We start from the raw sequence: 23,332 nt of genomic DNA on the forward strand, positions 1-23,332 counted from the left end.
GATGATCCACCTAATTTTTCACGTGAGCCTTTAGTATTACAAAGATAGCGATTCTCTCGGACAAAAGAAAAACCCTCTTCATCTTTCGACCAAGAGGGCTTTCTTTCGATTTTTGTGTACCCAGGGCGGGAATCGAACCCGCACGTCTTTAAGGGACACTGGATTTTGAGTCCAGCGCGTCTACCAATTCCGCCACCTGGGCGTGAACTCGGGTGCAAAAGTAGGTGTTTTTTCTCAAACTCCAAACAAAATGACTTTTTTTTTACAAGAAAATATGAAATTATTTACACGAATGATCCGCATTCCCAGTAATCACAAGAAAATCAATGGGTATCCACGGGGTAATAATCCTGCTCCGCCAAAGGCTCTCCAGTTCCCCTTTATTACTCCGTAATCGAATAGGCCGATAAACAGAAGGGGAATAAAAGGGGAGATTATTACCCCGGAATTACTCTAGATTTACGCAAGTATTACTTCGAGAGGCCTCCTATTGCCAGATTGGTCATTTTGATTACCTTTGTAACACAGAGACATTCTATTAACATGAAAAATATAACACGATTAGTTTTCACCCTGTTATTGCTCATTCCCGTTCTGGTTTCCGCACAACAAAAAGGTGTCGTGAAGGGACGTATTCTCGATAGTAAGAACAATGAACCGATACCGTTCGCCAATGTCGTCGTATGGAAAACGACCATAGGCACCGCAACCGACGAAAAAGGGTATTTCCGCATCGAGAATGTCCCGTTGGGTTTCAATCGACTGGAAGTAAGTAACGTGGGATATACCACGAAGTTGTCGGAAGAATTTATGGTCAACACAGCTTCGGAACGTACCGTGAACGTGATGCTGGAAGAAAGTCAGGTAAACCTAGAACAAGTGACTGTCAAGGCCAACCCGTTCCGCAAGACAGCCGACAGCCCGGTATCCCTGCAACGTATCGGGATTGCGGAGATAGAGAAAAATCCGGGAGGGAACCGAGATATATCGAAAGTGTTGCAATCCATGCCGGGCGTGTTATCTTCCCCAGCTTTCCGGAATGATTTTATCGTACGGGGAGGAGGCCCCAGCGAGAACCGTTTTTATCTGGACGACGTGGAATTACCCAACTTGAATCACTTCGCCACGCAAGGAGCATCGGGTGGGGTGGTGAGTATCGTGAATATTGATTTCGTGAAAGAAGTGAATTTTTATTCAGGTGCTTTTCCCTCTTCCCGAGGCAACTTGATGAGTTCCTTGCTCGACTTTAGACAGATTGCCGGGAACCCCGATAAAATAAAAATACGGGGAACATTCGGAGCCACCGATTTCGGTTTGTCACTCGACGGACCATTAGCCCCTAAAACCACATTTATCATGTCCGCCCGCAGGAGTTACCTAAAATTCCTGTTCGACATGATCGGGCTTCCTTTCCTACCCGTGTACAACGATTTTCAGTTCAAGACAGAAACCAAGTTCAACCAAAAGAACGAGTTGACGATTCTCGGCATCGGGGCATACGACGTGAATAACCTGAATAAAGGGATGAAAGACCCTGATGACGACCAGAAATACATGCTGAATTACCTGCCGGAAAGCGTGCAATGGAGCTACACGATCGGCATCACGTACAAGCACTACGGGAATCGCTGGAATAATCTTTTCGTTCTCAGTCGCAGTACCCTGCAAAACGAGATTGAGAAGTACACCGACAACAACAAGAATAGCGCCAAACTGGTGGATTACAATTCCGGTGAAACGGAAAATAAATTTCGCTTCGAACATAATCGTCTGTTGCGACACGATATCAAATTGAACGCCGGGGTCGGGGTAGAATACGCCTCGTATAAAAACAAAACCGAACGAGAACTTTACGCCCTGGGAGAATTGAATAACGTACACTACGACCGGGATTTCAATTTCTTCAAATGGGCAATATTCGGGCAGGTAAGCAAGAATTTCTTTTTAGAACGCTTATCCGTTTCTGTCGGCATTCGGGCTGACGGGAACAGTTACACGTCAGGGATGAACAACCCGTTCAAACAGTTATCCCCCCGTCTCTCCCTCTCCTACTCGCTTTCTCCTGAATGGTTCGTTAACGCCAACGCGGGACGCTATTACCAACTCCCTTCGTACACGACCATGGGATACGCTGATCAGCAGGGGAACCTGATCAACAAAGAGAACGGGATGAAATATATCGGCACGAATCATTACGTGGCGGGTATTGAATACCGTCCCGGTAGTCGCACGAAGATCACGCTGGAAGGTTTCTACAAGACATACGACCACTACCCCGTCTCTCTGTTGGATAGCATCGTGCTTGCCAACAAAGGAACCGACTATGTGGCGGTGGGCGATGAACCCGTGAAATCTCTCGGAGAAGGACGGGCGTACGGGGTTGAATTGATGATCCGCACGCAGGAGTTTTTCGGGATCGTGGCTTCCATGGCCTACACGTATTACTATTCCGAATTCAAGAAAATGGATCACACCTTGCACCCCACCTCGGAATACATCCCCAGCAGTTGGGACAATCGCCATATCCTCTCCCTCACGGCCACCCGTAAGCTGGGACTTTGGGATATCGGTATGAAATGGAGATTCACGAACGGGGCTCCTTTCACGCCTTACGACCTGGAAACCAGTTCCCTCATCGCGGCTTGGGACGTGAAAAGACAACCTTATCTCGATTATTCTCGTTTTAACAGTGAACGGGCATCCTCTTTCCACCAACTGGATATTCGGGTAGACCGGAGTTTTTATTTCAAAAAATGGTCGTTGATTCTGTATGCCGATATACAGAATATCTATAACCATAAGACGAAAAGCCCTGATTTACTCGTGCCACAGGAGAATTCGGACGGGAGTTACAAGATTGATCCCGAACGCCCCGACCATTACTTGATGAGATACATAAAAAACGACACGGGAAGCCTGCTCCCGTCCGTGGGTATCATTGTTGAATTTTAAAACTATAACCGATTAACAAGATGATGAAGAATATTATTTTTGACCTGGGAGGTGTTGTTGTTGAATGGAATGCAAAACGAGTAATCGACACGTTCAACGGGAATCCGGTACTCGTGAATTTCGTCAAAGAAAACGGGCTTTTCCGGGGTTACTGGACGGCATACGACAAAGGCGTTCTGAGTCGTCAGGAGTTAATTACCAAAGCTTCCGTACTATCCGGCTGCCCTATTGAAGATTGTGACGAATTCGTGGAACACGTGAAACATACGCTAGTGACGATACCCGAAACGGAAGCATTGATCAAAGAACTTTCCAAACGAGGTTATAAACTGTATTGCCTCTCCAACATGTCTCTCGATTTCTATGAATACCTGAAAATCCGAGAAGTTTTCAAGTTTTTCGACGGGCAAATCATATCCGCTATCGAGCACATGGTGAAACCCGACCGGGAAATTTACGACCTGATCCTGAATCGTTATCACCTGAAACCGGAAGAATCCCTGTTTATCGACGACCTCGAAGCCAACGTGAAAGCCGCACAAGCAGTGGGAATAAACACGGTACATTTTACGGAACGACACAAAGGCTACCAAGAGATCAAGAACAGGCTTAGAGTAGAGATATTAAATACTAAATTTTAAGAAGCTATCTTCAAAACAACTAACCCCTCCGGTTCCCCCTACACAGAGGGAGAGTTGATTACCAAGCGATTTTCCCCGCCTGTGTAAGGAGAAGACAGGGGTGGTAATTCAAGATCATGGGACTTTTAAACAACTTCTAAAATTTAGAGTGTTTTCTTTTTCGCAAAAAGTAGTAGAAACGCCAGCACAGCATCGCCCCCGTGAGAGTTAACCCAACGGGATATCCTACCCATATACCCTCAATTCCTCCATTCAACACGAATCCACAAATATAAGAAACGGGTAAAGCGATCACGAAATAACCGATAAAAGAGATTACCGCCATGGAAGTCACGTCTGCAACGCCCCGTAGCGCATTGGCAAAGATAATTTGTAAACTGTCACCAAACTGGTAGAATACCAAAATAACCATTAACACGGCTACCAGATCAACGACCTCTTCCGACGAGGTGTACAACCATCCGATATGCCCCCGCACGAGTAAAAAGAATAAAGAAACAGTGATCGCCAACATAGCCAGTAGATGCGTTCCCGCCAAAGTCGCCCGTCTTACTCCAAGCAAATCCCCCCGACCATAAAAATTACTCACTCGAATAGAGACTGCGGCACCCACACCGTAATACACCATGTATCCTAACGTCGATATAGAAGCCACTACTTGATGAGCTGCCAAGGCTATTGTTCCTAACCAACCGATCATCACCCCGCTGATACTGAACAAAGCTGTTTCCATTCCCATTTGCAAACCTACCATCATTCCCATCTTGTTCAATATTTTCAGATCCCCCGTATTGTATGACGTTCCCCGATACCCGACAAGATAACACCGGTAAGGTCGTTTGCGGAAAAAAAGTATTGCGAAGGCAACAAACATAAAGATTCTCGATGCCAACGTGGATATTCCCGCCCCCGTCAATCCCAGGGCTGGAAGTCCCGCAACACCATAGATCAACATGGAATTTCCGATTATATTCAACCCGTTCGCCGACAACATTATCCACATCGGGGTCTTCGTGTCCGTGATCCCGTCGGCAAACTGCTTAAAACTGTTGAACATCATGACGAAAACAAGAGAGGTCAGTTGCAACAGAAAATAAGGACGTATCAAGGGCAACAACTCCTCCGGCTGTCCCATCCTATGAATGTTCAGAAACATTACACCCATAGCCATAGAAAGAAATATACCAATCATTAAATTGGCTAACAAACTATTACGCAACAATCCACCCACTCGAAACTTATCTCCCCGACCAAAAAACTGCCCGACCAAAGGGGTCAGCCCGTAGGAGAATCCCATCCCGAACAAAATAGGAATATTAAACACGCTATTCACGAAAGAGGCCGCAGCCAAATCGGACGTGCTGAAATGTCCTACCATGATATTATCCACCAGACCGACCACCACGATCCCCAATTGTCCCAACACGATAGGAACCCCGATCTTGATTGTCGCCAAATAATCCTGTCTATATTTCCGTAACCAACTCATAAAAAAGTTTGTAAAGTTTATAAGGTTCATAAAGTTTATAAAGTTACGGGCGTGCTTCTGACTGTATTGAACGGCAGCAATAACTGCCATGAACAAAGCGCCCCGCAGGGGGCTACAGACCTTACGAACTTTATAGACTTTATGGACCTTATAAACTCTATTACATATATCCTTTCGCCTTCAACGCCTCCTGCACTTTCATAGCGATATTCATCCCCCATTGTTGTCCGACTTTCATACTTTCCGATGTAATAGCAGGTTGAGCAGCAGCCATTTTTTTACCAATAGGAGATTCGTAAAATTTCACGATTTCTTGCAAATCTTTCAAGGTTAAATGTTTTTGATAGATCGGGGCCAACATTTCTACCAGATCATCTACCAATGTTTTCATCATCTCCTTTTCCGTCTCGGTCCAAAATTCAGCGGGCACATTGGGAAGTTGTTGTTTCATCATCGCAAACATCTGCGGAATCATCACTTTAAACGTAGCATCACTCCCGGATGACACGATCATTTTCTTTAGCTCTGCAACATATTCTTTCGAAGGTTGATTCTGTGCCGTTTGAGCCATTGTTACCACACTGACTCCTAAAACAAAGACAAGAATAAATAAAATCTTTTTCATAATATCACGTTTTAAATTGTGTAGCAAAGGTATCTTTTTTATACAAAAGTGTCGCTGATACGAGAAAAAACAGAAATAATTTATACCTTGCATCCTCAATATAAAGAACTGAACTATGAGATACGTATTTTTACTTTTTGTCACCCTATTATTAGCCAGCAACACGGTGTTCGCCGATGGCCCGTTATTACAGAAATTACAGCAAATCAAAGAAATATCCGATATTAAAGAATTAAAAGTTCCGTCATACACGGAATATTATGAATTTTGGTACGAACAGCCCATAGACCACGAGAACCCATCGAAAGGTTCTTTCAAACAAAAGGTATTACTAGGACACCGGGACTTTAAGGCTCCCATGGTGGCCATTCTGGAAGGTTATGGAATTTTCTCTCCCATGCCTAGTGAATTATCCCAACTATTCAAAACCAACCAACTCACGATCGAGCATCGTTTCTTCAACAAGAGTAAACCTGAAGGGGATACCCCTTGGGCCGACCTGACCTTAAAACAGGCTGCCACGGATCAACACAAGATCATTCAAACCTTGCGCCAAAAAGTGTATCCCAACACGAGATGGGTTTCAACCGGAATCAGCAAGGGAGGACAAACAACTGTTTATCACCGCTATTTCTACCCGAATGATGTTGAATTAAGTGTTCCCTACGTAGCCCCGATCAATTTGGAAAAAATTGATCCCCGGTTAGAAAAATTCCTTTCCAAACTGGGTGGGACCCCGGAAAACAGGAAATTACTAGAAGGCGGGGGAAAAGAAATCAAATGGCAAATATTCGATTTCCAAAAGAGATGTTTTGAAAATCTGGATCAACTTATGCCCCGTCTGGAACAACTTATGCAGGCAAAAGGATATACGTTCAATAAAGTAGGAGGAACGGAACGGGCTTTAAAACTCACGATCCTAGAATTCCCATTCGCATTCTGGCAATGGGGTAATAAGATCAACGAGATGCCCCAACCGGAAGAAGACGATTATGACGAAATTTTCAACTACTTGGTAAAAGTCTCTTCCCCGGATTTCTTCGACGATCGTTCTATCCAGAACTTACAGGCTTTTTATTACGCGGCATTAACCGAAACAGGAATGTACGCTTATAATATCAAGCCATTCAAAAAATTCTTCAAGGACGAACCGGAAAACATCATTACTTTCGATTTTGCCATGCCCAAGGGATACGAAAACACCCCGTTCAACACGAAGCAGATGCAAGACATCAACCAATGGCTACAAACCGATGCCGAAAATATCCTCTTCATTTACGGGGGACTTGATCCGTGGAGTGCAACGGCTGTCGACTTAAAGAAAAACACGAAATGTTTGAAATACGTGAAAGGCGACATGGATCATAAATGCCGGATCGCCAGTTTCGAGATCCTTACCCGTGAAGCCATTGTAAAACACTTGAAAGCATGGCTCACAGGTACAGAAGTCGAAGAAGAAATAGAAGAACTAGTCTACTAATTGACGAATAATCACGCTCGTTGCTCCGAGTTGTTGATTGACAAATTTTAAAGCACTTTGCCCGGCCGCTTCTGCGATTGCCGGGCTATTTATTAAAGAGTCCAGCAACGAGGTGAATTGCTCCTTATCGTTGATCGAGAAAGCTCCACCGCAGGCGATCAGATCAACAGCCTCCTTGAATTTGTGGTACTTCGGACCAAAAACAACCGGGATGCCATATATCGCAGCTTCCAAGGTATTATGAATGCCCTTACCAAAACCGCCCCCGATATAAGAAATAGAACCGTAACGATAAATAGAGGACAGCACCCCGATCGTATCCACCACAAGAATCTGACATTTCGTCACGTCTGCAGTCTCGTCCGTATAACGGGCCACCGGTTTTCGACATTTGCCCAATATATCACGGATATGCCCCTCCCCGATCTCGTGAGGCACGATAATCCATTTGTAATTCCCCTCCTGTTTGTTGATGTAATCCAGAATAATATCCTCGTCTCCCGGCCAAGTACTCCCGCAAACAACCGCCCGTCGATCATTACAGAAAGCCTCGACTTTTTCAATCCGTTTCGCCGCATCAGCAATCTGCTTAACCCGATCAAAACGTGTATCCCCGGTTTGTTGCACGTGAGTGATTCCTATGGATGACAGCAATTTCACAGACTCCTCGTCCTGCACGAAAAGCCGGGTAAAAAAGCCAAGCATCCGACGATGCAGGTTCCCCCACTTCTTGAAAAAAGGCTGTTCTCGACGGAAAATAGCCGAAATCAAGTAGGTCGGAATATCCCGTTTATGTAACTCGTTCAAGTAATTATACCAATACTCGTACTTCACGAACACGACTGCATCAGGACGCCATGTTTCCACGAAATGCCGAGCATTCGAAGGTGTGTCAATCGGTAAGTAATATATGTAATCCGCTCCCTGGTAATTCTTGCGAATCTCGTAACCGGAAGGAGAAAAGAATGTCAACAAAACTTTCGTGTAAGGCTCGATCTCTTTCAGTTTTTCTATTACCGGACGTCCCTGTTCGAACTCACCCAAAGAGGCCGCATGAAACCAAACCAAACGCCCTTTTCCACGCTCCACGGATCCCATTCGTTTCCATATTCCTTTTCGTCCTTTTACCCACAATGACGCCTTCTCGTTAAAAAGAGATGCTACCCCAATAGCACAACGATATGCAATGATTCCGATATTATAGACCATAGACATTTTAGATTTTAGATTTTAGATTTTAAATTGTATCTATGACTCCGAGAATAATTTAAAATCTAAAATTTACAATTTACAATCAATTCACGGCTTCAAAGGTATAAAATTTATCGCCCAATGGTATAACTTTTGTAAATAACGTTAAGCAGGGGAGAATGAATGAGTTATTCCATTAAATTTACTCTCTGAATAAAAAGTATGTGTCAGTACAACAATAAAAATAATTAGGTTATGAAGATCAGAGGTCTATTAACATGTATGATTGTAAGCCTTGTCATGATCCTCCCGCTGCAAGCGCAGGTCGGCAAGGAAATGAAAGCATTCCGGAACAAAGAGGGTGTAACGGTAACCCTGTTAACCCCGTCGCTTTACAGTCTTTATAAACAAGGCGATCTATCTCTTGCCGCCGAAGACGCTTTGAAAAATATCAAAGAGATTAATGTCATGCAAGTCGACATCGAACGGGCCACCCCGAAAGTTACCGAGGATATATCCCGGCGATTATCTCCTATCGTGGAGAACGAATCCAAATACAACCTTGTGCGAAGTCACCGGGGAGCTTACGGCCAAGAACGTCTTTACGTGACGCAGGCTGATGAACGAATTACTTCACTCGTGCTATGGAGCGAGGATGCGGAAATGCTGTCAATCATCGAACTGAAAGGGAATATCCGTTTAGATAAGGTAGATGAAATTGCCGATGCCTTAAACGTTAAGGGGCTTGACCGGTTGGCCTACATCAATATGCCTGCCTCCCGGCAAACAGGAACTAGCACCGATTTCATCAAAAAAATGGAAGAACGCTTCGGGATAAAAAGAGATTCCATTCTCGGGAAAGACCCCTTTGGCTCATTGAGAGAGAGCTTTGGCAATATGGATGATATGCTCAAAAAAGCCGAAGAAATGTTCCGCGATATGGGCCCCTTGTTCGGGGGAGCATCGGACACGGATGTCATGGGCGAATCAATTTCCAATGGTCTGGAAGTGATCCAGGAAAACGGGAAAACTCGTATCAAGGTAAATGCCAAGAACTCGGAAATATCCTATCTCATTGATGGTATTGAATACGCTCCGGACTCGCTCAAGAACGGTATCCCTGACGAAATCGCCACCGTGAACATGATCACATCCCCGACAAACGCCAAAAAATCATACGTGATCATCAACACCAAACAGAAAAAAGGGCAATTCATCAGTTATGCCAACGGCGTGTTAAAATACAAATACAACAAACAGGAATACACGGTAAACCCGGAAAAACTGGAAGAACCGGCATTAATTATCAATAACCGCCTGACAAAAAGTTTCAACATTGATCCGATACAAATCATCCAAATCCGTCCGGCTTCTGAACTGGAACGCCAGTTACTGGGAGCCCCGTCGGCACAGGTGATTATCGTCACGGATAAAATGGGCTTCCTTTTCTAACATTTTTCCTTAAAAAACCGTATAGCAGCAGACACGGGGTTGTTTAACAAGTCCATTTTTCTACAAACTCACTACCCCTTCGCCTCCTCCCCTTACACAGGGGGAGGATTAGTTACCAAGCGGTTTCTCCGCCCGCATAAGGAGGGGGCAGGGGTGGTAGTTATGCGTCAATTGACTTGTTAGAGACCCGTGATAAACTAATAATCAACGATTACGCTATGAGACTGGCTGCTATTACGAGAACAGGAGGCTGTTTCCTGTCATTCATTCTATTTACTTTGATGCCTCTATCCGGGTATTCTTCCCGGAACACGGGGACATACCCTGCCGGGCAAGGAAGAACTTCCATGAATACCTTACCGGATAAAGACGAGCCTGAGAAATTCAAACCTTATAAAAGAACGAGCGAACAACAGAACCTGCAACAAACATTACCCTCCAACGATGAATGGTGGCAACTGTTCAAAGATCCAATGCTCGACACGCTTATTGATAAAGCCGTCCTCAAAAACTACGACGTGCGTAATGCCATTCGCAAGATTGAAATGGCAAAAGCCAAACTACGAGTAGATCGTAGCCCTTATTACCCGACCATTTATTTTTCCGCCAGTTACGCACCGGAAAAAAGTAGTCTTAGTGCTGACAAAAAGAATATCATTGAACGGAACGGAACCGCTACCGTGAATCTGAACTGGGAACTCGACGTATTCGGGAGAATCCGAAAAGAGAGTTCTTCCCAGAAAGAATTCTATCTTGCGGCCCAAGAAGATTACCGGGGGGTCATGGTATCTCTCGCTGCTCAGCTATCCACGGCTTACATGAATCTCCGGTGTGCCCAGAAACAACTGGAAGTAACCCGCAAGAATATCGAATCGCAGAAACAAGTTATGGAACTCACCGAGTCAAAACTCAAAGTCGGACTGGCTTCACAACTTGACGCCGCACAAGCAAAAAGTCTCTACCTGCAAACCAAAGCATCGCTTCCGGGCATAGAATCGACGATAGCCCAACAGATCAACCTGATAGGTGTTCTACTTGGCGAACATTCCGTGGCCATCCGGGATTCCTTACAGAAACCCCGACCGATACCGACCAATCCCCGCCAAGCAGCTAACGGCATTCCGGCAAACTTGATCCGCCAACGTCCTGACGTGCGTTCTGCCGAAAGAACGATTGACGGGTTGGCCGAAGCCGTGGGAGCGAGTCGTGCCGACTGGTGGCCCAAATTCCTGGTAACCGGATTCTTCGGGTATTCCTCCGAGAACTTCGAACAGTTCACGAATAAAGAGAACATGATCTGGCAAATCGCCCCCTCTATAAAATGGACCATCTTCAGCGGACGTAATCTAGTCGAATCCAAAAAATCCGCTCAATTACAACTTGACGAAGAGATCAACTCGTATAACCTGACGTTGCTGACAGCCCTGCAAGAAGTAGACAACGCCCTGGTTACCTACAACAAATCACTCCAACAAATATCCGCTTTGAACGACGCATACCAACAATCGCAATTAACTCTTGATCTGGCCGTAGAACAATATAGAAACGGGTTGACGAGTTATCAGAACGTGTTGAGTTCGCAGATCAGCCTCTTGAATTACGAAAATTCCCTAGTGGAGGCCAGAACAGCATCACTCCGTTACCTGATTGAACTTTATCAGGCTCTCGGAGGTGGCTGGCCAGTCAGTGAATTTTAGATTTTAAATTCCAACCACACGAGACCAGCCCTCATTTTAGAACAGAACTAGACTTAATGAACGTTATAAACTAAACTATATGAAAGCATTCGCTAGTATTTTCATTGTAACCCTGCTTCTTTTTGCCGGATGTGGGAAATCGAAAAAACAACAAGAAGCCGCTCCGGCCCCGAAAGTAGAAGTAGATCATCCTCAACTCCGAACAGTTGTTTACACGTTCGAGTATCCGGGATACTTGCAAGCCGAACAAACGGTAAATCTCGTAGCCCGGATATCGGGATACTTGGAATCTTTCCAATTTACCCCCGGTCAACGGGTACGTGAAGGGCAAACCCTTTTTGTCATCGAACCTCAACCTTACAAGGACAAAGTGACACAGGCTGAAGCCAACGTGGAAAGCAGTAAATCAAAACTAGCCTACACGAAAGCCTCTTACGAGCGGATGCAGGAAGCCGTGAAAACAAAAGCAGTCAGCGAAATAGACTACTTACAGGCACAATCTGATTACGGGGAAGCCGTCGCCGCATACGAGGATGCCCGAAGTCAACTCAGCTTGGCAAATATTGACCTGTCATATTGTATCGTAAAAGCTCCTTTCACCGGACGCATTTCCAGGAACCTCGTGGACCCGGGCAACATGGTAGGGACCGATGACAACAACTCGGCCCTGGCTACTATATATAAAGACAACCAGATGTATCTTTATTTCAACATGGCCTACCCGGACTTTGCACAACTTCCCAAAAACACTCCTTCGGCACTCCCGATCACGATTCAGGATGTGAATAATCCCGAAAAGACGTGGATTGCCGCCCTTGATTACAGTTCCCCGAATATCGACCTTAACACAGGAACTCTCAACCTGCGGGCCATTGCCCGAAATCCGAATGGGGATTTACTAAGCGGCATGTACGTGAAAGTGATCGTTCCTTATAAAAGTGTTCCGAAAGCCATCGTCATCCCGGAATCCTCCTTAGGCACCAATCAGGGCGGACGCTATGTTTATCTGGTAGGAGCGGACAACACGGTTGAATTCCGACAAGTGAAAGTCGGCGTCCTTACCCCTGATGGTATGCGGGAAATCATTGATGGTCTCACGCTCGAAGATCGCTACGTGACCAAGGCCCTCATCAACGTTCGTCCGGGAATGAAAATCGAACCCATTCTGTGATTCGGCGATTGCCGATTAGAAGATTTCCACACGACCTCCCCACTCAAAAATCACCGAATCATTTAATCATTTAATCACTTAATTATGATGTCTAAGTTCTTCATAAACCGTCCGATATTTGCCACCGTTCTGTCAATACTGATCGTGGTTGCAGGACTGGTCACGTTAAAGTCACTTCCCGTAGAACAATATCCCACGATAACCCCACCCACGGTTGTCGTGGAAGCACAATATCCAGGAGCCAATGCTACCACGATCGCACAAATGGTCGCCACCCCGATAGAACAACAAGTGAACGGGGTCGAAGGTATGCTTTATATGTCATCCACTTCTTCTAGCGCGGGCGTCTACCGCCTCACTGTCACGTTTGAAGTCGGTACCGATCTTGATATGGCAACCGTTCTCGTACAAAACCGAGTAAACATGACTCTCAGTTCACTTCCCCAAGAAGTAACCAAAATTGGAGTTACAACAACCAAAGAATCGACAAACGTGGTGATGTTCCTCACGCTGACCTCCGACAACCCTAGTTATGACGCCTTATACCTTTCCAACTACGCGGAACTGAATCTCGTGAACGAACTGTCGCGGGTCAAAGGTGTGGGAAGTGTCGGTTCATTCGGAGCTGGAAATTACAGTATGCGCCTCTGGCTAAACCCCGATCTTTTAACAATCCGAGGTGTCAGCCCACAAGAAATTCTTGCGGCAATCGAAAGCCAAAACATACAAGTAGCCCCCGGAGCCGTAGGTGCACCGCCACTTGCCGGCCCCGTATCATTCCAGTACACGCTGGAAACCCAGGGACTTCTGGTCAATGAAGAAGAATTCGGAAATATTATCATAAAGACACTCCCCGACGGGAAATACCTCCGCCTGAAAGATGTAGCCACAATAGAATTGGGTAGTCAATCTTATTCAACTACCGCATTATTGAAAGGCCAATCCGTGGCTGCTATCGCCATTTACCAACTCCCCGGAGCCAACGCGTTGGATGTTGCTCAACGCATCAAATCACGGGTACAAACTCTTTCCTCCTATTTACCCCAAGGAGTACACTTGAATATCACACTTGACACCACGGAATTTATTCAGGCATCGGTGAAAGAAATATATAAAACTCTCGGCACTGCATTTATTCTCGTGCTTATCGTGATCCTAATATTCCTGCAAAACTGGCGAGCCATGCTTATACCCCTGATCGCCATTCCCGTATCGCTTGTCGGGACATTTACGTTTATGGGACTCATGGGATTCTCGATCAACACGCTGACACTTTTCGGATTGGTACTAGCCATCGGGTTGGTGGTCGACGACGCGATTATTATTGTAGAAAATAGCTATCGACTCATCGAAACCGGGAAATACCCCGATATGAAGTCCGCCGTAACCCAAGCCATGAAAGAAGTTTCAGGAGCCATCATCGGCATTATTCTTGTCCTGCTGGCCGTGTTTATCCCCACCGCATTCATCGGGGGGATCACGGGAATGCTTTACAAACAATTCGCCCTGACCATTGCCGCAGCGACCGTTATCAGCGGTTTCAACGCATTAACATTAAGCCCGGCACTATGCGCCTTGTTCCTGAAGCCTGCAAAACCATCCCGTTTCTTCTTGTTCAAGGGGTTCAACAAGTTCTTCGAGAAAACGACAAACGGGTACATGTGGGTAGTCCGCGGTTTTATCCGGAAATCAGCATTGACCATCCTCGCCTTTTTAATCCTCGCGGTGTTAGCCTTCGTTGGATTCTTACGCCAACCGACAACTTTTGTCCCGAACGAAGATCAAGGTTATTTCGTCGTTTCCATGCAACTTCCTGACGGGGCTTCCCTTTCCCGCACGCAGGAAGCATCCGGTAAAGCGGGTGACATACTAAAACAAATAGACGGGGTGAGGACTTATATTACCATAAACGGATTCTCGATGATGGATAATGCTCAAAATTCCAACGCGGCATCCATATTCGTCATGCTCGAAAACTGGGATCAACGAAAGAGTAAAGCATTAGGCGTCGATGCGATCACCGCCCAATTTAATGAACTGGCCTATGCGGAAATTCCAGAAGCTCAAAGTTATGCCGTCTCTCCCCCTCCGATCCCCGGATTAGGCGAAAGTAGCGGCTTCGAACTTATGCTCGAAGATATCAACAACTATGGTTCGACCTCCCTTCAACAGGCCATCGACCATTTGGTTGATGCAGGAAATCAAACGCCAGGTTTAGCCATGCTCCGGTCAACATTCAGTGCCAGTGTCCCACAGTATTACCTGAATATAGACCGGGACAAAGTAGAACTCATGCAAATCCCGATAGGAAACGTGTTCAATGCCCTATCGGCTTACATCGGTTCCATTTACGTGAACAACTTCGTAAAATTCGGCAGGACATTTCAAGTAAAACTTCAAGGAGAACCTTCCAGCAGAAGAGTTATAGACGACGTTCTTTTCCTAAACGTTAAAAACTCACAAGGCGAAATGGTGCCCTTCTCGGCTTTCACGACTGTCGAACAACGCCTGGGTACGGAACTTCTACCCAAATACAATACTTATGCGGCAGCTTCCATATCAGGAAGTGCGGCCCCCGGATATAGTTCCGGACAAGCCCTAACAATCATGCAGCAAGTGTTCGATAAAGAACTTGGTAACACCTTCGGGTACGAATGGACCGGGCTGGCCTACCAAGAGGAAAGTGCAGGATCGACCACCACGATAATCTTTATTCTCGCTATCCTTGTGGCATTCCTTATTCTTGCCGCACAATATGAAAGCTGGACCTCCCCTTTTGCCGTCATCATGGGATTACCGATCGCATTATTAGGTGTTATCATCGGATGTCTCGTCATGAATCTCCCGATCAGTGTTTACACCCAGATCGGTATCATCCTGCTTATAGCCCTCACGGCTAAAAATGCGATCCTGATCGTGGAATTTGCCAGGGATTATCGTGCAGCCGGAAAACCGATCGCCGAAGCAGCCCTTGAAGCCGGGAGGGTACGTTTACGCCCGATTCTCATGACTTCGTTCGCTTTTATTCTCGGAGTCTTCCCGTTGGTCATATCCACCGGAGCCGGGGCAGCAAGTCGTATCTCGTTGGGAATAGCCGTTTTCGCCGGGATGTTGATGACCTCCTTGGTAGGCACGCTCTTTATGCCTAATTTTTACTATGTTATGCAGTCTCTACAAGAACGTTTTACCCGCAAACCGAAACAAGCACTTAAAGAATAACAACTATTTTCAAATTTAACACCAGATTTCATTTGATGAATATAAATATTACGCATTTAGACATAACTTTTTCTTAAATGTTACGTTTAGCATAATACTAAACTAACCAAACTATGCAAGCCGAAAAAGAACTCTACATAGTGCTGTATGGCCTCGCATTCATAGCCATACATGCACTGTTTTTTTCTTCCTGTTTGTCGGAACCGGATAGGAAATGTCCTCCGGTATATCGGATTTCATTAAATGTAAAAGATAAAAATTACTTTAACATTTCCGATATTTCACAGATTCAACCGAAAGATGAATCCCAACCTTTCCGGGCTTACATCGGGGACCTCACTTATCAATTGCAACATCTGGAAAACCAAGAAACTGTTATCGAATTATCCCCGTCTCTCGTGGAATCCGATGAACAGTCGTACACGATCAACGTAAGTGACATTCCCGAAGGGAAATACTTACTGACAGCATTGGGGAATATTGATAAAATTCCCCTACTAAGAGAGACGATAATTCCATTACATGCCAACAATCAAGAACAGTTTGATACCTATTTCGGACACGACACGCTTACACTTTCGGAATCAACCTCGGAATACACCCTCGCCATGAACCGTACGAAAGGTTTATTGGTAATCCTTGTGGAAAATGCCCCCGATTCACTCTCCAGAGTAGACGAGCAGATCAGTCATGTCGGACAATACATAGACCGGCTTGCAACTCCGTCAGGAGATATATCCGTGAACAAATCCTTCACGCAAGTATCGTCGCCCTCGGCAACATTATCAACTTTCACGGCACCGACCCTTGCCGGAAAGAAATCCACTCTCCGCCTTTCACTTTTTGCCAAAGACAAAGTAACACCTTATTCTATTCTTCCGGATCTGGAATTCACGACAGCACGCAATGAAATCTCTGTCGTCAAACTAAACTTCACTCCCGACGGTATTGAAATATGGATGTACTTGTATGGCAGTTGGCAGAAATTACACAATTTAGATATTACCTTATAGACTAAAATTCCAACTAATCTAAACTTAATTAATCATGAGAAAATTTTATTTAATTGCATTAGCAAGCATCAGTATGTTTGCTTGCTCGAAAAATGATTCGCAAGAATCAACAGACATACCCTCCGAAGGCATTGTTTTTGAACTAGCCACGGTGAACAAACTGGAAAACGGGATCACATCAAGAACACGCCCGTTGTATAGCCAGGAAGCGATTCAGGAAGTCGAAAGAGTTTCTATCCTCGCTTTCAAAAAAAGTGGAAATGACTATTTGTATGACACCACTTACGTTGTCCCCAACTGGTCAAAAGGGAGTACATTCATGCGATTCACGATCGAACCTCTCAACCGGCTTCAAAAGACCGATTACCAGTTTCTTGTCGTGGGACGTGAACTAACAGACAATTACACGTTGGCAACCCTCACCCGGGGAACTTCTAAAATCACGGATGTAACGGCAACGGTGCCGACACCGGGACAAGAGTCCGAAATATTCGCGGGAGATAAAAGCGTAACGGTAAGTTCGGAAGGAGTTCGTGTCAGTATCGAAATGACCCGAAAGATCGCCGGAATCCTCGGATACTTCAAAAACGTACCGGCCATGATCGGAAGTGACAACGTGAAATCATTACGCCTGGTAATGACCAATGCCGACAAACAAGTCAATCTTTACAGCGGTATCGGCTCAACTCCCACTGCAACAGATTATGAAGTATTCAACATTGACCTCTCCGGGCAAACAGTCACCCCCGAAGGTGTCTTTGCCGGGAGTGATTTAAGCGGACAGGGTGTCGTGAAAGTAGCAAATTCACAACTTACGGGAAAATTTGTTCTACCTGTAAGCAACATCACGATGCAACTCCGATTATACGGGGCCACGAATAACATCCTAAAAAGCTGGAATGTTCTTAATAGCGGCAACGTTACCATGGATATTCTCGCTAATCATTTTTATGCTCTCGGTCAAAAAGTAACCAAAGGAGACACGACCGGAGGAGGCACCCCGGATACGGGAGATGATGACGCCCCCATAGACTTGTTAAAAGATCAGGTTATCGCTATCACAATCAACCCCAACTGGGCTCAATTCCACAATTTAGTCATACAATAATGATACCTATTTACTGATAATTCCGATGTGCTCGGAATTATCAGTATCCAAAACTCAATCATTCCACTTTTAACCACAAAGGAAAGAATCATGAGAACCAGGATATTACATATTATTCTATCATACCTGATAGTCACCTTGTTCACGGGATGTACCCGGACGGAATCCCCGGAAGACTCCGAGATAACTCTTCCTGTCGACTTGTCTATCAATCAAAAGATAACGACCAGAGCATTAGGAGACCCTACACATTCTGTCAATCGGATTCTGGTTTTACCTTTCCAAAAAATCAATCCTTCATTTCCCGACAATAATCTTAACAATTTCACCCCGCTCTACAATTTCGCACGCCAATGGGATATTGCGACATTCCCTTCCGGCAACCTAACCTTAAAACTCCCGAAAGATTTTACTTATCAAGTGATGGTTATCGGGTACAACTCCGGTGATTTTGATTTCAATAACCAAGCTAGCATAAATAACAAATTCACCATCGGATCGGCAACGACACCTACCCGTTTAGATAATTTTCACCTTTACCCGAAACAACCCAACGTGATCCCGGAATTCTTTACCACGTTCTGCACGGCCACAAATAACGGGACTTCTCTTGGAACAACATTCACGCCAAGCAGTAACACGAACATATCCTTAACCGGACAACTGAAACGCCTTGTCAGCGGGCTAATTGTACAAATTGCGGGTATTCCCGGCTACGTGAAATCGCTCTCTCTTAGTGCCGAAAGAATGGTAAAAGCAACCCGTGTAAGCGATACTATTCCCTCTCTTATACAAACTACAGGGGACGGCGAAAGCCGACTTATACAAAAGTTAGTACCTTCAAACAATAAAGTCCTTTTTAGCAACCTTTTACTTCCAACAAAAAGTAACTATAACACGAAATTATACCTAAACGTAAATTACGGTTCTACGACAGAAACCTATATGATAAAAGTAGCGGATTCGGCCATTTCAAACGGGAACAGCATTTCACTTAACCCCAATCACGTGGTTAAGATCGAAGGCTCATACAACAAAATCAATCTGGGATTCACGTTAAGTTACACGATTAACCTGGATGACAATAAATGGGACGGCCTACAATAACTCCAAAATACGCTAAACATGAAAAAGTTATTATACATCATCGGAATGCTTCTACCATTTACTTTCATCGGATGTCATGCCGAAGAAGAAGAAACAATCCTCGAAATTCCATCAAGCAACACCTCTTCCAATATTCCTGCCGATCACTTTGTAGTAACATTTACCTCCCTTTCGCGAGCCGCCATTTCCGGACCTGACACACGGGTACAGTCGTTACTCTACGTTCTTTACAAATCCTCCGGAGAATTTGTCAAAGAACGAGTCATTCTTATTCCCGGCGGGGCGACCCCATCATGGCCTCTCCCGATCGTTCAAGACACCTTACCCTTGGGAAGCTACCAAGCCGTTTTTCTCGCCAACACGGAAAAAGCATTATTCCCTTACGCGACACCGGAAAATCCGGTAAACTATTCCAATATTCTGACAAATTACCAGACAACATTCGGTAATGGCAGAATCAATCTTCCCAACACGGAATTCTCGGACAACACGGAATATTATTGGGCCAAAGTCCCGTTCTCGAACACGAACGCAACACCTTCCGTCTTGCTACAACGCATTTTGGGAAAACTAAACGTACACCGGAACACCGTTGATGCCCAACAAGCCCTCAATCAACTGGTACAAAACATTGTAACCCAAATGAATTACAAAAACATAATCACGAACACGGCAAAATCGGTCTTAACAACAGAAGTAAAAGCCGCCCTCGGTCCCGTGGGTACAATTCTACTCGCTCCACTGGGAGGTATTACAGCCGCAACAGATACCATTGTCGGCAGGTTACTCACTCCTGTCGTCAATGCCCTGTACAACCAATTATTACAAAGTCTCGTGAACCAGATCGGTATTGCCCTAACTGGGAACTCCGACCAAAATACCTTACTCGAGAAACTCGGGACATTACTCAATCCCTGGGAATTCAACGAGGCAAACACGGCTATCGTTTCTCTTAAAAATTTTCCCAAATCAATCAATTTTGACCTCGTCGTACAAGAATATTACACCGGGATTCAGCGTTTCGGATTCAAATTCACCACCGACCAGTATTTCAAGCAAAAATGCATATACATAAAAGGCTTTTCCGGACTATATAATATACAAAAAATTAACGTGATCAAACAAGGACTTATATCCGGATTACTTATTGATAGAACTATCGACGGTTCCCTGCTTCTGAACGGCTCGTTCGTCGACATTACCGACTCTCTGAGAAACAACACATTGACAAACATTCAATATAAAGCGGGCTACTCGCTCGTGGATATCTATCTGAAATCCTATAACCCCCAAACCGGTTCGTCCCCCTTAACCCTAAGCGTGAAACTGGGTAACGTAACCAACATCACGAACTTACTGACAGGGCTTCCCGGCATTGGTGCCCTTTTGGCTATTGTTCTCACACCATTAAATAACATTACGGTCTCCGTTCCGATAAACCTTCCCGTACTTGCCATCGACAACTTAACGATTAGCGGTAAATGGAGTACTCCCACGACATATCAATGAAAGAATTATCTATATCGCTGCAGGCTTACTATTGCTATAATCTTGTGGAGAAATCCACCGCATAAATCAAAAACCGACTCTCACTACGTCCCCGTCCAAATTGAAACTGGCCATCAATCAAGCAACAACTCTTTATTCCGTTCCGGTTGCATTCACGATAAACATTCTACCTGAATAATAAAAAAACAGGCTGTCGATGAATAGACAGCCTGTTTTATATTATCGTTTATTGACTAGTAAACAATCGTCATTTCGTCAATCAAGTTCTGTGCATTAGCCATTTTGTCCACGATGAACAACATGTAACGAGTATCCAAGTTGATACATCTTTGCAAGTTTTCCTCGAAATCAATATCACCGGACATTGCCTCAGAGTTTCCGTCAAACGCTGTTCCGATCAACTCGCCGTAACCGTTAATAACCGGAGAACCGGAGTTTCCTCCCGTGATATCGTTATTCGTGATAAAGTTTACAGAGATATTATCAGCCCCGTAACGTCCGAAATTCTTAGCATTATACAAATCTTTCAATTGTTGCGGAACTTCGAATTCGCCACCTTTAGGACCTTCTTTTTCCATTACCCCCGTCAACGTCGTGTAGTAATCATAGAAAACGGCATCTCTCGGTTTGTAACTTTTCACGTTACCGTAAGTCAAACGAATCGTGGAGTTTGCATTCGGAGCCCATACCTTCTCCGGGTTCATTTCCATCAATCCTCTCACGAACAAGCGGTCGCCCTTGGCGATATTGTTACGCATAGAGTTTGTAGCTCCACCCAACTTCTGGTAGGTTTCGAAAATTGATTTCCCGGTAATATACCCCAAATCTTTCTGCAATTTTTTCATATCCGGCTTCTCAAGGAAGGCGTTAAAACGAGCCTCATCCGTGAAGATAGATTTATCGGATAATTCTTTAGCGAACTTCTCGTAGTTACCTTTGTATTTCTTGTTGATCATATTGATCACTTCCGGATGCCACTCGGCAGCCACGTTATCGTTATACATTTTGAACAACGTAGCCATCAGGTTTTTATCCACATCCTTATTGAAATCCTTGAAGAACGCTTTTGCATTTTCCCGGATAGCCTGCATAAACATATCTTTCATGGGAGCCGGAGTTTTTTCTGCATCCAAAGCTCTCTCCAACGTGTTAGATACGCGGAAAGCGAACAACGGTACTTCAGGACCTTGAAGGGCAGCTTCCTGCATATAAGAAGAAGCCTCGTTATACGGGTGCATAGCCTCGTATCCTTCCTTAATCATACTTAACACTTTACCATATTTAGCCTGACGAGCCGGATCAGCGTTTACCCAAGTCGTGAATTCACGCTCGATCTTCTCTTTCTCGCCCATCGTGTTCAAATTCTTCAAAGCGATATTCTGCTCGTGAGAATACTTCCAGTAGTTAGCACATTGCGCGTGTTTTGAAGCGTACTGAATACGAGTTTTCGGATCAGCATCCATTCCTTCTTTCATCACCCGCAATTTTTCCGTACGTACCTTGTAACGGATATCGTTGGTAACATCCATCGTCTCTTTCAAACCGAAGCTAGTCAGGAAACGATCCGTCGTTCCGGGAAATCCCATGATCATGGCGAAATCACCATCTTGCACACCCTTGGCAGAAACCGGCAAATGATGTCTCGGTTTCAACGGAACATTATTCGGAGAATAAGATGCAGGCTCCCCGTTCGGCCCCGTGTAGATACGCATCATGGAGAAGTCTGCCGTGTGACGCGGCCATACCCAGTTATCCGTGTCTCCTCCGAATTTACCCATGCTCTGTGGCGGAGCTCCAACCAAACGAACATCTTGGTAAATTTTATATACTAACAAGAAGAATTGATTCCCTTCGAACATATCCTTTACCTGAGCTCTCAAGTCAGTTCCTTGCACAGCCTTGGCAACAATTTGAGCGGAAATTCGCTCGATAGCTTCAGCACGTTCCTCTTCAGTCATGTTATCGTTCAAAACGGCATTTACCTGATCGGTTACATCTTCCATACGTTGCAGGATAGAAGCCGTGATTCCCGGATTCGGCAATTCATCCGAATGCTTGTAAGCCCAGAAACCATTCGTCAAGTAATCGTGTTCCAAGGTAGAATGTTTTTGGATCACATCGAATCCGCAGTGGTGGTTTGTCAGAACCAAACCTTTGTCGGAAATAATCTCTCCTGAACAGAAATGCCAGAAAGGACTCTCCACTTTACCTAACCCAACAATAGCGTCTTTCAATGAAGCCTGATTCACGGAATAGATATCTTCCGCTGTCAATTTACATCCTTGTGCCTGCATCTGTTCGATGTTCTTTCCAAGCAAGGACAACAGCCACATACCTTCATCCGCCCGCGCTATTGACGCTGAAAGTAAAGCAAATACAATAATAAAAACTCTCTTCATCTGTTTAAATTTCACGTTTAATATATAATCTTGATCTAATATAATTCCGGTCAAAAATTCCCACGCCTCCAACAAACGATCGCGAATATACAATTTAATTCATAGAAATTTCACGTAACTCCCCGTGATTTAATATTATTATAACATTCTATTCATTGTATAAACATGTATCCGAGTCCGCTAGATTTAGTATCTTTGTACTTGTTGGGAAGAATAATCCGGCCTCTTGCAATGCCGGAGCTTTTAGGTATCGACAAAAATTATAAACTCAATTATTAG

General features: G+C 44.8%; 15 protein-coding genes and 1 tRNA gene. 11 read left to right on the top strand and 5 right to left on the bottom strand.

Features of this window, described 5'->3' with window-relative positions:
- Nucleotides 1-117: 117 nt before the first annotated feature.
- Nucleotides 118-202: transfer RNA gene (locus DWW52_RS13125), tRNA-Leu, on the bottom strand.
- 341 nt (nucleotides 203-543) lie between these two features.
- Between DWW52_RS13125 and DWW52_RS13130 the strand changes: the two genes are divergently transcribed.
- Nucleotides 544-2,952 carry a TonB-dependent receptor gene (locus tag DWW52_RS13130; protein WP_118715971.1) on the top strand — a complete coding sequence of 803 codons (2,409 nt, stop codon included), beginning with the start codon at nucleotides 544-546 and terminating at the stop codon, nucleotides 2,950-2,952.
- A gap of 20 nt (nucleotides 2,953-2,972) precedes the next feature.
- Complete coding sequence (locus DWW52_RS13135) at nucleotides 2,973-3,593, top strand: HAD family phosphatase (protein ID WP_233556901.1); 621 nt, start codon at nucleotides 2,973-2,975, stop codon at nucleotides 3,591-3,593.
- A 136-nt stretch (nucleotides 3,594-3,729) separates the two neighbouring features.
- Here DWW52_RS13135 and DWW52_RS13140 read toward each other — a convergent pair whose 3' ends face one another.
- Both DWW52_RS13140 and DWW52_RS13145 read right to left on the bottom strand, forming a co-directional pair.
- Complete coding sequence (locus DWW52_RS13140; protein ID WP_118715972.1) at nucleotides 3,730-5,082, bottom strand: MATE family efflux transporter; 1,353 nt, start codon at nucleotides 5,080-5,082, stop codon at nucleotides 3,730-3,732.
- Nucleotides 5,083-5,242: 160 nt separating this feature from the next.
- A complete protein-coding gene (locus DWW52_RS13145; protein ID WP_118715973.1) occupies nucleotides 5,243-5,707 on the bottom strand; it encodes a DUF2059 domain-containing protein in 465 nt (154 codons plus the stop codon).
- A 115-nt stretch (nucleotides 5,708-5,822) separates the two neighbouring features.
- Here DWW52_RS13145 and DWW52_RS13150 point away from each other — a divergent pair, with 115 nt between their 5' ends.
- A complete protein-coding gene (locus DWW52_RS13150; RefSeq protein ID WP_118715974.1) occupies nucleotides 5,823-7,187 on the top strand; it encodes a S28 family serine protease in 1,365 nt (454 codons plus the stop codon).
- Here the strand turns inward: DWW52_RS13150 and DWW52_RS13155 are convergent.
- Nucleotides 7,176-8,396, bottom strand: a complete 1,221-nt coding sequence (locus DWW52_RS13155) for a 3-deoxy-D-manno-octulosonic acid transferase (protein ID WP_118715975.1) — start codon at nucleotides 8,394-8,396, stop codon at nucleotides 7,176-7,178. The two genes, DWW52_RS13150 and DWW52_RS13155, sit on opposite strands and share 12 nt — an antisense overlap.
- A gap of 237 nt (nucleotides 8,397-8,633) precedes the next feature.
- On the opposite strand from DWW52_RS13155, the gene DWW52_RS13160 reads away from it, so the two are divergent.
- From DWW52_RS13160 to DWW52_RS13195, 8 genes are all read left to right on the top strand, one after another.
- A complete protein-coding gene (locus DWW52_RS13160; protein ID WP_118715976.1) occupies nucleotides 8,634-9,830 on the top strand; it encodes a DUF4252 domain-containing protein in 1,197 nt (398 codons plus the stop codon).
- A 218-nt stretch (nucleotides 9,831-10,048) separates the two neighbouring features.
- On the top strand, nucleotides 10,049-11,527 hold the full coding sequence (locus tag DWW52_RS13165; protein ID WP_118715977.1) for an efflux transporter outer membrane subunit: 1,479 nt from the start codon (nucleotides 10,049-10,051) through the stop codon (nucleotides 11,525-11,527).
- Between the two features lie 79 nt (nucleotides 11,528-11,606).
- The gene (locus tag DWW52_RS13170; RefSeq protein WP_118715978.1) at nucleotides 11,607-12,698 is read left to right on the top strand and encodes an efflux RND transporter periplasmic adaptor subunit; all 1,092 of its coding nucleotides are present in this window, start codon (nucleotides 11,607-11,609) and stop codon (nucleotides 12,696-12,698) included.
- A gap of 84 nt (nucleotides 12,699-12,782) precedes the next feature.
- Nucleotides 12,783-15,917 carry an efflux RND transporter permease subunit gene (locus DWW52_RS13175; protein WP_118715979.1) on the top strand — a complete coding sequence of 1,045 codons (3,135 nt, stop codon included), beginning with the start codon at nucleotides 12,783-12,785 and terminating at the stop codon, nucleotides 15,915-15,917.
- A 113-nt stretch (nucleotides 15,918-16,030) separates the two neighbouring features.
- Nucleotides 16,031-16,930, top strand: a complete 900-nt coding sequence (locus DWW52_RS13180; RefSeq protein ID WP_118715980.1) for a hypothetical protein — start codon at nucleotides 16,031-16,033, stop codon at nucleotides 16,928-16,930.
- Between the two features lie 34 nt (nucleotides 16,931-16,964).
- Nucleotides 16,965-18,038 carry a FimB/Mfa2 family fimbrial subunit gene (locus tag DWW52_RS13185; RefSeq protein WP_118715981.1) on the top strand — a complete coding sequence of 358 codons (1,074 nt, stop codon included), beginning with the start codon at nucleotides 16,965-16,967 and terminating at the stop codon, nucleotides 18,036-18,038.
- A gap of 90 nt (nucleotides 18,039-18,128) precedes the next feature.
- Nucleotides 18,129-19,145 (top strand): hypothetical protein, encoded by a 1,017-nt coding sequence (locus DWW52_RS13190; RefSeq protein WP_118715982.1) that lies wholly within the window; start codon nucleotides 18,129-18,131, stop codon nucleotides 19,143-19,145.
- A gap of 18 nt (nucleotides 19,146-19,163) precedes the next feature.
- Nucleotides 19,164-20,654 (top strand): hypothetical protein, encoded by a 1,491-nt coding sequence (locus tag DWW52_RS13195; RefSeq protein WP_118715983.1) that lies wholly within the window; start codon nucleotides 19,164-19,166, stop codon nucleotides 20,652-20,654.
- A gap of 233 nt (nucleotides 20,655-20,887) precedes the next feature.
- Here DWW52_RS13195 and DWW52_RS13200 read toward each other — a convergent pair whose 3' ends face one another.
- Complete coding sequence (locus DWW52_RS13200; protein ID WP_118716169.1) at nucleotides 20,888-23,053, bottom strand: S46 family peptidase; 2,166 nt, start codon at nucleotides 23,051-23,053, stop codon at nucleotides 20,888-20,890.
- Between the last annotated feature and the right edge of the window lie 279 nt (nucleotides 23,054-23,332).

This window comes from Odoribacter sp. AF15-53, from assembly GCF_003479425.1.
Lineage (GTDB): Bacteria > Bacteroidota > Bacteroidia > Bacteroidales > Marinifilaceae > Butyricimonas.